The organism is Flindersiella endophytica (assembly GCF_054779015.1).
Genome location: NZ_BAAGYY010000023.1, coordinates 672,530 through 687,794 on the forward strand (window position 1 = coordinate 672,530; position 15,265 = coordinate 687,794).

Annotated in this window: 13 protein-coding genes; 5 read left to right on the plus strand and 8 right to left on the minus strand. The window is 71.0% G+C overall.

All coding sequences use genetic code 11. The features are described from left to right. Window positions 1-93: 93 nt before the first annotated feature. On the plus strand, window positions 94-1,422 hold the full coding sequence (locus tag ACYVF6_RS27480; RefSeq protein WP_460525452.1) for a hypothetical protein: 1,329 nt from the start codon (window positions 94-96) through the stop codon (window positions 1,420-1,422). Window positions 1,423-1,560: 138 nt separating this feature from the next. On the opposite strand, the gene ACYVF6_RS27485 is transcribed toward ACYVF6_RS27480, so the two are convergent. The 4 genes from ACYVF6_RS27485 to ACYVF6_RS27500 all read right to left on the minus strand — a co-directional run bounded on the left by ACYVF6_RS27485 (window position 1,561) and on the right by ACYVF6_RS27500 (window position 5,777). Continuing rightward, window positions 1,561-2,718, minus strand: coding sequence for a glycosyltransferase (locus ACYVF6_RS27485; RefSeq protein ID WP_460525453.1), 1,158 nt, complete (start codon window positions 2,716-2,718; stop codon window positions 1,561-1,563). An 8-nt stretch (window positions 2,719-2,726) separates the two neighbouring features. Then, window positions 2,727-3,065 (minus strand): hypothetical protein, encoded by a 339-nt coding sequence (locus tag ACYVF6_RS27490; protein WP_460525454.1) that lies wholly within the window; start codon window positions 3,063-3,065, stop codon window positions 2,727-2,729. 112 nt (window positions 3,066-3,177) lie between these two features. Beyond that, window positions 3,178-5,199, minus strand: coding sequence for a helix-turn-helix transcriptional regulator (locus ACYVF6_RS27495; protein ID WP_460525455.1), 2,022 nt, complete (start codon window positions 5,197-5,199; stop codon window positions 3,178-3,180). Window positions 5,200-5,324: 125 nt separating this feature from the next. Beyond that, the gene (locus tag ACYVF6_RS27500; protein WP_460525456.1) at window positions 5,325-5,777 is read right to left on the minus strand and encodes an ATP-binding protein; all 453 of its coding nucleotides are present in this window, start codon (window positions 5,775-5,777) and stop codon (window positions 5,325-5,327) included. Window positions 5,778-5,891: 114 nt separating this feature from the next. Here ACYVF6_RS27500 and ACYVF6_RS27505 point away from each other — a divergent pair, with 114 nt between their 5' ends. From ACYVF6_RS27505 to ACYVF6_RS27515, 3 genes are all read left to right on the plus strand, one after another. Beyond that, window positions 5,892-6,542, plus strand: a complete 651-nt coding sequence (locus ACYVF6_RS27505) for a TetR/AcrR family transcriptional regulator (RefSeq protein WP_460525457.1) — start codon at window positions 5,892-5,894, stop codon at window positions 6,540-6,542. A 221-nt stretch (window positions 6,543-6,763) separates the two neighbouring features. Further along, window positions 6,764-8,551 carry a hypothetical protein gene (locus ACYVF6_RS27510; protein ID WP_460525458.1) on the plus strand — a complete coding sequence of 596 codons (1,788 nt, stop codon included), beginning with the start codon at window positions 6,764-6,766 and terminating at the stop codon, window positions 8,549-8,551. Then, complete coding sequence (locus ACYVF6_RS27515) at window positions 8,548-9,813, plus strand: neutral/alkaline non-lysosomal ceramidase N-terminal domain-containing protein (RefSeq protein ID WP_460525459.1); 1,266 nt, start codon at window positions 8,548-8,550, stop codon at window positions 9,811-9,813. Before ACYVF6_RS27510 ends, ACYVF6_RS27515 begins: the two co-directional genes overlap by 4 nt. Here the strand turns inward: ACYVF6_RS27515 and ACYVF6_RS27520 are convergent. Beyond that, on the minus strand, window positions 9,810-11,090 hold the full coding sequence (locus ACYVF6_RS27520) for a DegT/DnrJ/EryC1/StrS family aminotransferase (protein WP_460525460.1): 1,281 nt from the start codon (window positions 11,088-11,090) through the stop codon (window positions 9,810-9,812). The genes ACYVF6_RS27515 and ACYVF6_RS27520 overlap by 4 nt on opposite strands. Window positions 11,091-11,208: 118 nt before the next feature. On the opposite strand from ACYVF6_RS27520, the gene ACYVF6_RS27525 reads away from it, so the two are divergent. Beyond that, window positions 11,209-12,411 (plus strand): DegT/DnrJ/EryC1/StrS family aminotransferase, encoded by a 1,203-nt coding sequence (locus ACYVF6_RS27525; protein ID WP_460525461.1) that lies wholly within the window; start codon window positions 11,209-11,211, stop codon window positions 12,409-12,411. A gap of 139 nt (window positions 12,412-12,550) precedes the next feature. Here ACYVF6_RS27525 and ACYVF6_RS27530 read toward each other — a convergent pair whose 3' ends face one another. From ACYVF6_RS27530 to ACYVF6_RS27540, 3 genes are read right to left on the minus strand one after another with little or no spacing between them, the layout of a single operon-like run. Then, window positions 12,551-13,597, minus strand: a complete 1,047-nt coding sequence (locus ACYVF6_RS27530; RefSeq protein WP_460525462.1) for an ABC transporter ATP-binding protein — start codon at window positions 13,595-13,597, stop codon at window positions 12,551-12,553. Beyond that, complete coding sequence (locus ACYVF6_RS27535) at window positions 13,548-14,408, minus strand: ABC-2 transporter permease (protein WP_460525463.1); 861 nt, start codon at window positions 14,406-14,408, stop codon at window positions 13,548-13,550. Before ACYVF6_RS27535 ends, ACYVF6_RS27530 begins: the two co-directional genes overlap by 50 nt. Beyond that, the gene (locus tag ACYVF6_RS27540) at window positions 14,398-15,189 is read right to left on the minus strand and encodes a hypothetical protein (RefSeq protein WP_460525465.1); all 792 of its coding nucleotides are present in this window, start codon (window positions 15,187-15,189) and stop codon (window positions 14,398-14,400) included. Before ACYVF6_RS27540 ends, ACYVF6_RS27535 begins: the two co-directional genes overlap by 11 nt. Between the last annotated feature and the right edge of the window lie 76 nt (window positions 15,190-15,265).

A 15,265-nucleotide genomic window follows, 5' to 3' on the forward strand; every position in this document is an offset into this window, starting at 1 on the left:
AGGCGCTCGGCGTAACGAAACTATTTCGGGCAACGAGTGGCTACGATTACGGCCAGCCGTAAACAGTCCGTTACTCGCTACGGAGAGGGTGAGATGCGCCAGCCAGGGGTCGGCCCGCACGAAGAGGTCACGATCGGTGTCGTCGGCGCCGAGGAAGTGGTCCACCGGATCATGGCTGTGGCGCGTGAGTCGGGCAGTCCGTCCTGGCGGCTGGTCACGGCCGTCTACGTCAACGAGGCCGACGCCCATGCGCAGGCGCTCAAGGTCGCTCCGCGGGTCGACGTCTGCCTGTTCGCCGGGCCGTTTCCGTACGACGTCGCGACCAGTCAGGGCGACTTCCCGGTGCCGGCGACCTACGTTCCGGTGGGTGGCTCGTCGCTCTACGGAACGCTGCTGCGGGGAACCCTGGAGGAGCGCTTCGACCCACTGCGGATCAGCGTCGACTCGGTGTCACCGCACGACGTCGAGGTGGAGTACGAAGAGATCGGGCTGGACCCGAGCGGCGTACACGTCCAGCAGTATCTCCATCCGGAGTCGGCTCAGGGCTTCCTCGACTTCCACCGCGATCTCTACCTCCAGGGCGAGACGACCGGAGCGGTGACCACGGTCCCGACGGTCTCGGCGGCGCTCACCCGGATGAAGATCCCGCACCTGAAGATGACGCCGTCCCGGGTCGTCCTCCGGCACGCCCTGCACACGGCGGCGCTGATGGGCAGCGGCGCGAAGCTCGAGGAGTCGCGGATCGTCACGATGGTGGTGCAGCTGCCGAGCGGGGTGGCGCAGCACGCGAGCCCGAGCAACTACTGGTACCAGGAGCTGAAGCTGTCGCTCAACCGCGAGCTGCTGCGGGACGCCCGCCCGATGGACGCGGCGGTGCTCCCGCGCGACGAGCGCTCGTACCTCATCGTGACGACGATGGGCTCGCTCAACCCCGTGACCGACGACCTGACGGTGGCTCCGTTCCTCGGGCGGATCTCCGCCGAGCTCGGCGTGCAGCTGGAGGTCGGCATCGGTCTCGGCCGCTCGACCCGGGAGGCCGAGCTGAACGCCCGCTCGGCGGTCGACCGGGCCGCGGCGGCCGGTGGGCACACGGCGTTCCTGGTGGCGCCGGGCGACACCGTTCTCCAGCTGCCGGCCGACCGGCAGACCGCGGCCAAGCCGATCCCGGCCGCGAAGGACGCGAAGGCGGTCGACATCCTCACCCGCCTCGCCGCCAAGCTCGACGAGGAAGACGACACCGAACGCGTGGTCGACGCGGAGAAGGTCGCCGACCTCCTGGGCGTGACGCTGCGCACCGCCCGGCGGACGCTGCAGTCGCTGGTGGACCAGGGCCTCGCCTGGCCGATGCCGCCGGCCCGCTCCAGCAAGGTCGGCCGCCCGCCGCGGCCGTACCAGCTGCTCGTTGAGAAGATCCCGGACTGACCGACCGACCCCGAGCTGCCCGCAAGACTTCGGCGCACGACGACTCAGCGAACGGACTACCCACGCGGCGTACTCACGACGCAATCGCACGTCGCGGCGAGGGGTCTCGAGTACGGCCCGAGGCGTCGGTATGCGCAGTCAGGCTCGATCACTTCCGTCCAGGAGTCCGGCAAGTACGCGAGACGCGGCCGGCATCGCCGCGATCTCGGCGTGGATTCGGCCGGCGGCCTCGGCGTACGTGGGCTCGGCCAGCAGACGTTCGGCGGCCTCCGCGACCGCGGCCTTCGTCAGTACGTCCGGCGGCAGCGCCAGCCCGGCGCCCGCCCGGGTGACCGCGGTCGCGTTCAGGAACTGGTCCGCGCCGCGCGGCACGAGCAGCTGCGGCACGCCGTGGCACAGCGTGCCGAGCACGGTGCCGGAACCGCCGTGTGAGATCACCAGGCGGCAGTACGGGAGCAGGAGCGCCTGCGGTACGTAATCCGTCACGATCACGTGCTTCGGCTGCGGTCCGAGCGCCGTCGGGTCGGCGCCGGGGCCGGCGGTCACGAACACGTTCACCGGAAGCTCGCGCAGGCCGCCCAGCACCGCCTCGAACACGTCGAGCTCACCGTTGAAGATCGTGCCGAGCGTTACGTAGACGGCGTCCTCGTACGGAAGCGCGTCCAGATCGAACGGCTGCCGCGCGTCCGCAGGGGCGATGCCGGCGGTCGGCCGGATCGGTCGTACTCGCCGGAAGTCGGCGGGCCCGTCCGGCTGCAGCGCCGGCGGAACGATGTCGAGATAGGGCGTGTCCAGCACACGGTCGAGCAGGTCGGGTACGTCCCACTGCCGGCCGAGCTGCTCGATCGACGGCTCGAAGTGCGCGAGGAACCCGGCCGGAAACTGGCCCAGGCTGTGCGTCGCGACCCGGGCGCCGGTGTGCGCTGCCGCGACCGCGCCGGTCAGCTCGGCGAACGCGGACACGATCAGGTCGGGCTTCCACTCGACCGCCCGCGGCACCAGGTCGACCGCGCGGAGCTCGTTCGAGGGGCCGAAGATGCCGTTGATGTTGTGCCGGATCCGCTCCGGCTGCGTGAGCGTCTCGTTCGGCGGGCTGCTCGTGCGGTGGCGAGCATCGGTCTCGGCCCGGCTCGGGCCGACCTGCCAGAACGGCAGGCCGAGCCGAGCGGCGTCGGCGGACAGTTCGGCGCCGGACGCCAGCACGACCTCGTGCCCGGCTGTGCGCGCGGCGTCGGCCAGCGGCAGCATCGGCAGCAGGTGGCCGTGCGCCGGATAGCAGCAGAACAGCACTCTCATCGCAGTTCCTAAGCGACCTTGCCGACGATCACGTAGTCGCAGCCGAACTCGCCCTCGACGGGCTGGCTGGTCTGCACGTTCGCCGCCTGGATGTCGATCTGCGTGCCGCCGTTCTTGCCGAGGTCGACCACCTTGATGGCGAAGACCCCGAAGACGGTGCCCGCGATCGCCGGGCCGCTCCGCGGCGAGACCGTGGCGGTCACGGTCGGGCGTTCGGTGAACTTCGCCGGCACCTGGATCGCCGCCTCGCGGACGTGCGGGCCGCCTTCCGGAATCGCCATCCGCTCGATGCCGGCGGCCATGATCGTGTTGCCGTCGAGCTTGATCAGAATGTTCGGTGCACCCATCTCGATGCCCTCCCCCTTGTTCGGTCGGTGTTTCTCTGACCGCTCAAGTACACGGCCTCCGGCCGGTCCTCGACATCGGTGAGAGCTGCCTATGTCGGGGCTGCCCGGCTGCCTATGCGTACGTCAGCGCGAGCCGGCCGGCCTCGCGGCGGGACGAGACGCCGAGCTTGCCGAGGATCGTCGAGACGTGATGGTCGACGGTACGAACGGAGACCACCAGCCGGTCGGCGATCTCGGCGTTGGTCAGTCCGGCCGCCACCAGGTCCAGGACGTCGGCCTGCCGCGCGGTCAACCCCGCCGGATGCGCCCGCGTCGCCGCCACCGGGCGGCGCGGAACCGCCCGTACGCCAAGGCCTTTCAGCCGCCGCCGTGCCCGCCGGGCGACCTCCACCGCGCCGAGGTCGTCGAGTACGGACAGCGCCTCCATCGTCTGGTCCACCTCGCCGGAGGCGGCGAGCTCGAGCGCCCGCTCGTACGGATCGCCGGCCGCCTCCCAGCCGCGTACGGCGGCCCGCCAGTCGCCCCGAATGCCCGCCAGCCACGGCTCCGGCAGCCCGGAGTCGGCTGCCACGAGCACGCCGGCCCGCGCGGCGTAGCGCGACAGCTCGGCGGTCACCGGCTCGATGCCGGGCCGGCCGGCGTACTGCTTCCACTGCTCCAGCAGGGCCTCGGCCAGGTCGGGCCGGTCCTGCAGCCACGCCCACTCCATGAATGCGGTAGCCGCAAATCCCAGCCCCGGCAAAGAGCCCTGGCCGCAAGCTCGCTGCCAGGCAGCCTGCACCAGCGCCGCGGCGCCGGGCTCGCCGCGCCGGGCCAGCAGCCGGGCATGGTGCGGCTCGGCGTAGACCCGCAACATGCCGGAGTCCTCGGCGCGTTCGACCAGGCCGGCGAACCCCTCGCCCGCGCCGGTCCAGTCGCCCCGGCGCAGCCGCAGCAGGTTGTGGTGGACCTCGAGGTTGTACGTGTGCGACCAGAAGCCGCGCTCGCGGGTGAACGTCAGCCCGGCGGCGAGGCACTGCTCCAGCTCGGCGAACCGGCCGTACCGGTAGAGCAGCTCGCCCAGGTTGGTGTAGCCGCGCGCAGCGTGCTCGTAGTGCCCGTGCTCCAGCGCGAGCGCCAGGCTCTGCCGCAGCAACCCGACCCGTTCGCCGGCGGCGAGCCCGGGCTGGGCCTGGGCCTGGTAGTTCAGGCACAGCTCGGTGAGGTCGACGCGGCCGCAGCCGGCGGCGAGACCGGCCGCCCGGCGCAGCGTTTCGTCGGCGCGCGGGTCGCCGCTCAACGCGAGGATCGCCGCGTGGTAGGCGGTTGCGTACGCCGTCACCTCCGGTGAGCCGGCCGGCTCGACCACCTCGACCGCGGCCCGGGCGACGGTCTCGGCATGTTCGGTGTCGCCGGCCAGGTAGTAGAGCCGGGACAGCCGGACGCGCGACTCGCCCAGCGCCAGCGGCTCGGGCAGCTCGGAGTAGAGCGCGACCGCCTGCTCACTGGCGTGTAGCGCCTCGCCGAACCGATGAGCGTTGTGCAGCTCCCAGGCGTAGTCGTCCAGCAGTGCCGCACGGTGCGGCGGATCGAGCCGGTCGGCGTGGTGGACGGCGGCCTCGAAGTGCGCGAGCGCCTGCCGGTGCGATCCCGCGGCGGCCGACTCGCGGCCGGCCCGGACCGCGAACTCCAGTACGGTCTCGGCGTCGCCGGCCTGGGCCGCGTGGTGGACAAGGCGTGCGAGGTCGGGAGCCGGGCCGGCGCGCAGCGCGGTGAGAACGTTGTGGTGCAGCGCGCGGCGGCGGAGCAGCGGTGTGCCCTGCTCGATCGCCTGCCGCGCCAGCTCGTGCCGGAACGCCACGCCGCCGGCGGCGACCTGCAGGATGCCGTGCTCCTCGGCCTCGGTCAGCAGCTCCAGCTCGCCGGCCAGCAGCGTTTCAGCCAGGCCGAACTCCACGGTGCCGGGTACGACGGCGAGTTGCGCGAGCGCACGCTGGCAGCCGTCGCCGAGCTTCCGTACCCGGGTGAGGACGGCATCGGCCACGCTGACGGGCACCTCGCCCGGGGCCGCGGCCAGCACCTCGGTGACGAAGAACGGGTTGCCGCCGGTCAGCGCGTGCAGGCCGGCGGGATCCCAGCCGGTGCCTTCCGCCAACTGTCCGACCGCCGGCCGGGAGAGCGGCCGCAGCGGCAGGCGTCGTACGTGCGGACCGGTCAGCGTGCCGAGCCAGCGCCAGAGCGGATGGCCGGCCGGTGCGCCGCCGTCGCGGATGGTGCCGATCAGGACGCCGGGCCGGCCGCCGGGCCCGCCGCCGATCCGGCGGGCGAGGTAGCCGAGGACGTCGAGCGTGGCGTCGTCGGCCAGTGCAGGTCCTCGACCACCAGCACGGTGGTGAGCCGGCGCTGCGTACCCGGCTCGGCGAACTCGGAGAGTGCCGCGTCGAAGACCTCGTCGGCGCAGGCCGAGGCGAGCGCCTCGGCCAGCGGGCCCGACGTGCCGGCCGCGGCATCGCGGAGCGGGCCCAGCGTTCGCGCGGTCAGCAGGTCGTCGCAGGCGCCCCACAGCACGCGTACGTCCGCCGTTTGCTCGGCGCGGAATGCGCGCAGCAGGCTGGTCTTCCCGATCCCGGCCTCGCCGCTGACCAGCACGACCCTGCCGTTGCCAGCCACCGCGTCGGCGACCGCTGCGTGCAGGACAGCTAGTGCGGACGACCGCTCGAGTACGGCCTCCATGGAACGTCCCCCTCAGACGGTTCTGCCGGCCTGATCCGCGTACGTCATCGCGGATAGGATAGAACCGCGTTCAATTAGTTTTAATCGCGTTCTAGCCAATGTCAAGGAGAGCCGTTGACCGACAGCCGCCCGTACTCCATGTCCCTGCGCGACGAGCACACCGCCGACACGCGCAGGCGGATCCTCGACGCGGCAAGCCGGCTGTTCATCGAACGCGGCTACGTCGGCACCACGCTCAACGGAGTCGCGGAGGCGGCTGGCGTCAGCGTGCAGACCATCTACAACCTGATCGGCGGCAAGGCCGCACTGCTCAAGACGACCTACGATGTCACCCTCGCCGGCGACGACGAGCCGATCTCGATGGCCGATCGGCCAATCACCCGGGCAGTCTTCGAGGCATCCGACGGGCGGGCGTGCCTGGCGGCGTACGCGCGGATGGGCCGTGTACTCCACGAGCGGCTCCTTCCGCTGGTCACGATCCTGCTGGCACAGGTCGGCGGCGGCGATCCCGACCTGCGCCACTTCGCCAAGACGATCGAGTCGGAGCACGCGACCGGCACCAAGTGGGTCGTCGACCACGTCGCGGAACGCTTCGGTCTACGCCCTGGCCTCGACCCCTCGACAGGGGCCGACGTGGTGTGGGCGCTGACCTCGCCCGAAGTGACCGATCGCCTGGTCAACCGCCGAGGGTGGAGCTGGGACCGGTACGAGCAGTGGCTGGCCACCGCAATGGCCGACTCACTGCTCGGCCCAGCGCCCAGCTGACCCCGGCAGCTGCTCAGCCACACTGACCTGCGACAGGCGGCGTCAGGGAGTCGAGCCAGCAGCGGCTGACCACCGCGACAGCCCACGCGCTGCTCGGTCCGACACCTCAGGCGGCGCGTGACTTCGCGCTCGGCCAGCACGGGACAGCCACTTTGCATCCATTAGGGCTTGCCTTAATGTAAGTTTCGGACAACGAATAATTCGTGCGAGGGAGTCAGCCGGTGCCAGCAGGTCATACCGTCGCGGTGGTTCTGGAGGAGCAGGCGGCCAGTGCGGCGCACGCGCGCGCGGCCGACGCGTGGTGGCTGTATGCCACCGAGGTGCTCGACCATCTCCGGCTGCCCTACCGCAAGCTGGCCGCGGTCGACGCCACGACCGAGCTCGACGGCGTTGGCGTGCTGGTCTTCGCGCGCGCGCCCGAGCTCACAGAGCCCGCGCGGACGCGGGTCGAGGAGTTCGTCGCCGCGGGTGGCGCGGTGGTCGTGGCCGGCGGACCCGGATCGCTGGGCGACCTGCTGGGCGCCGCCGCCGGCGAGCCGGTCGACCACGGGCACGTCACCTTCACCCAGGCCGCGGCCTGGACACACGTGCCGGGCGTCGCCCTCCATGCAGTGGGCGGCGCCCGGCTCACCACCTCCGACGATGCGACCGACGTCCTGGCGACGTGGGACGACGGCTCGCCGGCGATCACCGCCCGGCGCAGCGGCGACGGCATCGCGCTGCTGTTCGGCGCCGACGTGTGGCAGAGCATCGTCCGGATCCAGCAGGGCTACTCCGTTACGGAGGACGGCAAGCCTGCGCTCGACGGCACCGCCCCGATCGACGACGACATCCTCAAGTGCGAGGACGGCATGGCGTTGTCGTTCGAGGCCGACCGCGCGCTGCCGCCGGGCGAGCCCGAGCTCACCGAGCCGTTCGAGCACGTCTACCCGCCGCCGTCGGCCGTTCCGATGTTCGACCAGCCGCACGCCGACTGGTGGCGCTCACTTTTCGTCCAAGGGCTCTGGTGGGCCGCCGAGCAAGTCGGCGTCGCGCTGCCGTGGCTGCACTACTGGCCGAGCGGCGTGGACGCCGTGGCGCACATGTCGCACGACTCCGACGGCAACGTCACCGAGCACGGACAAGCAGCCCTTGACACCTTCGCCGAGGCGGAGGTGAACGTGACCTGGTGCCAGGTCTTCCCAGGCGGTTACGACCCGGAGATCTACCGCGCGATCACCGCCGCCGGGCACGAGCACGCCCTGCACTACAACGCCATGCACGACGCCGACATCGCGCAGTGGGGCTGGCCGCAGATCCGCGCGCAGTACGCCTGGGCCCAGGCCGTCACGGGCGTCGAGCGGATCGTCTCGAACAAGAACCACTACACCCGCTGGGAGAACTGGACGGAGTTCTACCACTGGTGCGAGCGGCTCGGCATCGAGATCGACGAGTCGCGCGGTCCGAGCAAGCAGGGCTCGGTCGGCTTCACGTTCGGCACCGCGCACGTGTCGTTCCCGATCGCGGAGGCGTCGGAGCACAACCGTTACCTCAACGTCCTCAATCTTCCTTTGCACACACAGGATCTGGCCTGGGCCGGGCACGAGAGCATCCGAGACGTGATCCTGGACGGCGCGATCGCGCAGCACGGCGTCGCGCACTTCCTGTTCCACGGACCGCACCTGCACCTGCGGCCGCCGACGCGGAAGGCCTGCCTCGCACTGGCCGACGAGGCTCGCCGGCGCGGCCTGCCGTGGTGGACGGCCGGGCAGATCAACAGCTGGGAACGGCTTCGCCGTGGCGTGTCGCTCAGCATCGTTCCCGGCGCCGACGGATGGGTCGTTCGCACGACGTCGGACCGGGCGGTCGAGGGCGCGGCGCTCCTGCTGTCACTGCCGGCACTGACCGCGCTTCCGCGCCTGGTGGACGGCAATGGTTCGGTCGCGACCGTCGTGCGGCACGGCCGTGAGTTCGTCGAGCTGACCGCCGACATCCCCGCCGGGGACGCGGCCTGGACCTTGGCGCGGTGAGCGGCCGGATCCTGTTACTGGGCAGGGATCGCGTCGACATCACACCGGCGTTGCCGGTTCCGCTCGCGGGCTTCGCGGCCCGCGCGGAGCTCGGAAAGGCCTCGTCCGTGCTGGCACCGTTGCGCCTGCGGACGCTGGCGTTCGGCTCCGGCTCGACGCGGGCCGTTCTGCTCTCGGCCGACCTGCTGTGGTGGGGCACCGATGTCGCGGCTCGTGTACGCGCGCGCGTGGCTTCGCGGTTCGGGCTGCACCAGGACGCCGTGTTCCTGCACGCGACCCACAACCACTCCGGGCCGCAGGTGTCGTACCGCTTCGTACCCTCGCTCGGCGAGCCGGACGACGCGTTCATCGAGCAGCTGTGCGGTGCCGCCGAAGCCAGTGCCGGGCGAGCGCTCGGGTCCTTGCGTGAGGTCTGGCTGGAACGGACAGCGGGGTTGGCCGAGCTCGGTGTCGACCGCCGCTCTGCCCGAACCCGCGGCGCCGTGCCCGAGACGCCGATCACCAACGAGGTAACGGTCCTGCGGTTCCGTTCGGTCTCCGAGGATCGGACGGAGGCGTTGCTCGTCCACTACGCCTGCCATCCCGTCGTCCATCATGGCAACGCGGTCACGTCCGACTTCGCCGGCGCTGCGATGGACCTGCTGGAGCAGCGTCACCCGGGCGCGCTGGCGGTGTACGCCCAGGGCTGCTGCGGCGACATCAACCCCGACCTGTACACCGACGGTGTCTACGCCGAGGGCGACCAGCCGGTGGTGAACGCGTTCGGCACCCGGTTGGCCGACGCGGTCGACCGTGCACTGGCCGACGGCTTCGCCTCCGTCGGGGCACCCCGGGTCGCTGCCGAGGCCTGGGACGTGGAGCTGCCGGTCGCCGCCGTGCCCGGCAAGGGCGACTTGCGGGAGAAGGCGGACACGCCCGGAGTGACTGGTGAGTGGGCCCGGCTGCTGCTCGCCAACCCCGACCGCCTCACCCCAACCGTGCCCGTCCGCTTCTCCCGTTTACGACTGGCCGAAAACCTCACCCTGCTCGGGATGTCCGGCGAACCGGTCAGTGCGTACGGCACCCAGGTCAAGGCCGAGTCGGCTGGAACGGCCCTGCCCCTGGGCTACACCGGCGGTATGACGGGCTACCTCGTCACGGCTCGCCACCTGTCCGAGGGCGGCTACGAGCCGGCCGAAGCGCCGTACTACTTCGCGATGCCGGCCCCGCTCTCCCCCGAAGCCGAACCGGTGCTCCGCCAGGCCATCTCCCGCGCCCTCTAGACTGCGCGCGCTGAACCTGTCGGCGGTGGCGTGAACGCGCTGTGCACCTTGCGCAGCGCTGCCGCGATGTCGGCTGTGTCGTCCTCGGTGTAGTGCTCGTTCCAGCCGATCACGAACAGGCGCTCGTCGATCAGCGCCTCGGTGTGCGGGCAGATGCCCTTCACGTACGAGGGTTCGGTGGAGGCGGGCGGCGACAGCAGTGGGTAGCCCGACTCTCCGTACGTACGGCGGTCGGCGAGGACCGGCGTGAGGTAGAGCGGGCGCTGGATGTAGCCGCCGTTGGCCGGAACGCCTTCCGCGGCAAGCGCCCTGGCGTACTGATGCGCGTCGGCGCCCGCGAGCGCGGCGTCGACGAAGACCGGATAGAGCCAGTAGACCGCGCCCTCCGAGAGCCCGGCCGACAGTCCGGGCAGCTCGCCGATCGCGGCGGTCAGCGGCTCGGCGGCCTTGCGGCGGGCGTCGACGACCCACGCCAGCTTCTTCAGCTGCTCGCGCGCGACCGCTGCCTGGAGCTCGGTCATGCGGTAGTTGAGCCCGAAGAACAGGTGCGTGCGCTCGTTGGTGTCGCGCGGCCAGGCCTTGTCGGCGAACAGTCGCGCGCGCCGGGCCAGCGCGGCGTCGTTGCTGATCGTCAGGCCGCCGTCCCCGGCCGTGATGTGCTTGGACTGCTGCAGGCTGAAGCAGCCGAGATGGCCGACCGTTCCGGCGAGCGCGCCGTCGGGTGCGCAGCGCGTGAGGTAGGCCTGCGCGCAGTCCTCGATCAGGATCAGGCCGTGCTCGTCGGCGAGCGCGCGCAGCTCCGCGACCGGCGCCGGCTGGCCGAACAGGTGGACCGCGATGATCGCGCGGGTCCGTGGGGTGATCCGCGAGCGTACGGACTCCACGTCGAGGTTGCCGGTGGCCGGATCGACGTCGGCGAAGACGGGGACGGCGTTCTGGGCGAGGATCGGCAGCACGGTGCCCGCGTCGGACAGGCCGGTCGTGATGATCTCGTCGCCGGGCTCCGGGTTGACGGCCGCGACCGCGAGATGCAGGGCCGACGTGCCGGAACTGGACGCGACCACGTGCGCGACGCCGTAGTAGGCCGCGAACTCCGCCTCGAACGCCTTGGTCTCCCCTCCGACCGTGCAGTTCAGCTGGCCGCTGCGGATCACCCGCTCGAGCGCGGCGATCTCCTCGTCGCCCAGCGTGCGGCCTTCCGGCCCGGAGACGTTGGGGAATGGGCGCGTCCTGATCGGCGTGCCGCCGTCGACGGCGAGTGTGCCTTGGTCCGGCATCGGTCCTCCGTTTCGAAGCTCCTCCCGAACAGTATCGACTCTTCGGCGGTTTCTTACTAGCCTTATCTACTAATCTGGACGACCGAAATTAACAACAGCGAGAGAACGTGAGGCCTCGATGTCATCCGAGCTTGCGATCAACGGTGGCCCGGCGGCGCTGACGGCGCCGGTTCCGCAATGGCCGGTCCACGACAGTGCCGAGGAGAAGGCGCTGCTCGACGTCCTGCGCTCCGGGCACTGGGGAAGCACGAGCGGTGATGTCGTCGCGACGTTCGAGCGCGAGTTCGCGGCCGTCCAGCAGGCGGGGTACGCCATCTGCGTCAGCAACGGCACGCTCGCGATCGCCGCCGCGCTGCGGGCGGCCGGGGCCGGGATCGGTGACGAGGTGATCGTTCCGCCGTACACGTTCATCGCGACGGCGTCGGCCGCGCTGTTCGTCGGCGCGGTGCCGGTCTTCGCCGACGTCGACCCGCGTACGCACCTGCTCGATCCGGCCGCGATGGAAGCCGCGATCACCGAACGCACCAAGGCCGTGATCCCGGTCCACCTGGCCGGGCGGCCGGCCGACCTGGACGAGATCATCCGGCGGGCCGGCGGGCTGCCCGTGATCGAGGACAGCGCGCAGGCCGCGGGCGCGGCGTACCGCGGCCGGGCCGTCGGCGCGATCGGTACGGCCGGAACGTTCAGCTTCCAGTCCAGCAAGAACATCACGGCCGGCGAGGGCGGCGCCGTCGTGACCGACGACGAAGCGTTCGCGGCGGCGCTCTACGGACTGGTGAACGTCGGGCGCGTGCCGGGCGGCGGCTGGTACCAGCACGAGATGGTCGGCTACAACCTGCGGCTGACGGAGTTCCAGGCGGCTCTGCTGCGGACCGGGCTCGGCCGGCACGAGGAGCTGCAGGCGCTGCGCGAGCGCAACGCGCGGTTGCTCACCGAACTGCTCGGCAAGTCCGGCGACATCCTGCTCGCGCCCGAGGACGACGCGGTGACCGCGCACGGCCGCCACCTGTTCCTGCTGCGGGTTCCGGCCCTCGCCGAGGGCGACCGCCGCGCGGCGGCGCTGCAGGCGCTCAAGGCCGAAGGCGTGAACGCGGCGAGCGGCTACATCCCGCTGCACCGCAACGAGGCCTTGCTCCGCGAGTCCAAGGCGATCGCCGAGCGACTCGGCCAGCCCTACCCGGAGTTCCCCTGCCCCAACGCCGACACCGTCGCGCGCGACACCATGTGGCTCGCGCAGACCTACCTCCTGGGCGACGAGAACTTCACCCGCGGTGTGGCAGAGGCGATCCTCAAGGTCGTCGCCGCCGCCGACCACCTCTGACCCGACGGCGGCAGCTTTCGCCGAGCTCGTGCCCGGCCGTCACCAGAGTCCCGCTTCACCAGCTCCTACAGCGTGGCGACACTGTGCCGTTCGCCGGCACGCGCTCACCGGACTCCCGGCACGGTCAGGGATCGACACCTCAGCGAGCGGCAGGGTCGTCGGCGGGGCGGCGCTGCCAGTGCTCGTAGATGTCGGCCACTACGTCGTCGATCGGTTCGCGGTGGGTTTCGACGTCGAGGATCTGGACGCGTTCGCCGGCCTGCGCAAGTAGGTCGGCGATCGGCGTCCCGGCCGCGTCGAAGGCGTACTCGTGGCGGCCCGCTTGGCTGGACACCAGGCCGGCTCCGGTGAGCGAGGGCGCCGCCACGTCCTCCGACGTCTGCAGCAGCAGCCGCCGGCGGTCGCCGAGGGTGGAGCGGAGCTCGCGGAAGGCGCCGTCGAAGGCGATCGACCCCTTGTGCAGCATGACCACCCGCGACGCCAGCTGTTCCAGGTCCGGCATGTCGTGGCTCGTCACGAGCACCGTCAACGAACGGTTGGCGTTGATGTCGAGGATGCTCTGCAGCATCCGCCGCTTCGCCAGGACGTCCAGCCCCAGCGTCGGCTCGTCCAGCAAGAGCAGCTCGGGCTCGTGCATCAGCGCCAGCCCGAGGTCGGCCCGCATCCGCTGGCCCAGGCTGAGCTCGCGCGCCAGCGTCTGGAAGAACTCGTCCAGGCCCAGCAGCTCCTTGACGTACCCCAGCATCCGGTCGTAGCGCTCCCGCGGGATCTCCCACACCACCCGTTTCCACTCGAACGTGGCGGCGATCGGGTGGTCCCACCACAGGTCGGTGCGCTGGCCGAAGACGACGCCGATCCGCCGGACGTACGGCACGCGCTGGCGGACCGGATCCATGCCGAAGACCCGGACCGTTCCCGCGTCCGGTGACAACAGGCCCGAGAGCAGCTTGATCGTCGTGCTCTTGCCCGCGCCGTTGGCTCCCGCATAGGCGACGATCTCGCCGCGCCGGACCGACAGCGACACGCCATCGAGCGCCGTCACCAACGTGTCGCGCGACCTGATGAGGTTGACCAACGCGTCGCGCAGGCGCTCGGAGCGCTGGCGTTGCCGGTACCGCTTCCAGACGCCGGAAAGCTCAACGACGGTGTCCGAATGAGGAGTAGCGCCCAGATCCGACCCGGACATAGTGCTGCAGTCCTTTCCTGAAGACGAAAACGGCCGCCGCCAGGAACAGCGGCGCGGCGAGCGGGGCGAACAAACCGCCCGGAAACAGGGGCGAAACTCCCACGACCGCGCGCGACGGCAGCCACGCCACGAACCCCACCGGTACGGCGGTCAGCAGTCCACCGAGCAGCAGCCGCGGAACGTTGTCGAGCGGCAGGTTGCCGAGCTGCGCCGCCATCCGGTTGGTCGAGGAGTTGATCTCCTCGGCCGCCCGCGGCGCCCAGAACGCGAGGCTTCCCCACGCGATTTGCAGGGACAGCACGATCACGGCGGACGCGAGCAGGTTGACGAGGAGCACGACCATCCAGCCGGGAGTGACCGCCAACGACAGTAGCGACCCGGCCCAAACCATCAGCCCGGTGGCAACGAGCACTTCCCACGGCTGTGAGGCCGGCATGAAACCCTCGGTCACGAACTGCCGCCACAGCGGCTGCGGCGCCACCAGCATGTGGTCGAGCTGGCCGCGGCCGATCCGGCGGCTGATCATCTTGAGGTTGTAGCCGAACAGCATGTCGAGCACGCTTCCGACGACCATCGCGTAGGCGAGCATGAAGAGGATCTGCGCCTTCGACCACTGCCCGATTCCGCCGAACCGTTCGGCGAGCAGCAGCGTCGTCGTGATGCCCGCCAGCCGAGTCAGGAGACCCGCGAGGATCCAGAGCAGGGCATCGCGGACTCCGCGCGCGATCCAGAGCAGGTCCATGCCGGCGTACAGCCGCCACATCCGGAACAGCTGACGGACTCCGTCCGGAACCTGGGTTCTAGCCGCCATAGCCGACCAGCCTTTCCCGGCAACGCCGCCACAGCCAGGCAGCGAGCAACCACAGCAGGATCGCCCAGCCGGCCTGCAGGAACAGTTCGCGTACGCCGCCGATGCCGGTATAGATGCGTAACGGCGCCGACGCCATCGACGCGAACGGCAACCAGTCGAAGATCTTCCCCAAGCCCCACGGCAGAATCGCCAGCGGCAGCAGCGCACCGGAAAGCACGCCAAGAATCGCCGTGCGCAGCATCTCGACCAGCCAGATCGCGAGTCCGTAGGTGGCGGTCAGCGCACCGAGGATCACGTCGAACGCGAGCCCGATCGTCACCGACAGGGCCAGGCTGGGAACGAACAGCAGCGCCGCGCCGAGCGACGCCGGCGACGGGTCGACGCCGAGCAGCGGCGAGAGCAGCAGCACCGGCAACGAGACGGCGCAGAAGCCGAACACCCAGCTGCCGAACAGGTTGGCGAACAGCTGCCCGACGAGGCTCATGGGATAGAGCAGCCGGCTGGTGATCGTGCCTTCCCACAGCCAGCTGTCCAGGTCGGACTTGGTGAGGAGCTGCTCGGCGAACACCTCGGCGATCAGCGTGTACGCGAGCAGAGCGGGCAGCGTGAACCCGCCGACGACCTCCCCCGGCCCGACCAGGGTGTGCCAGATCGCCAGCAGGACGAGCACACGTACGATCCGCAGGCCGGCGTCGGCCAGCAGCAGCCGGCTGTCACCGATCGCGGAGGCGGCCGACATGCCGACCGTCTTGCCGTACGCGTGCAACCGAGCGACTGTCACCGCAGCAGACTGCCCTAGCCGCACCGGACCGGGCGAACTGTTTTCGGCCCGCTACGCGGGTGGACCCGCGTTTTGG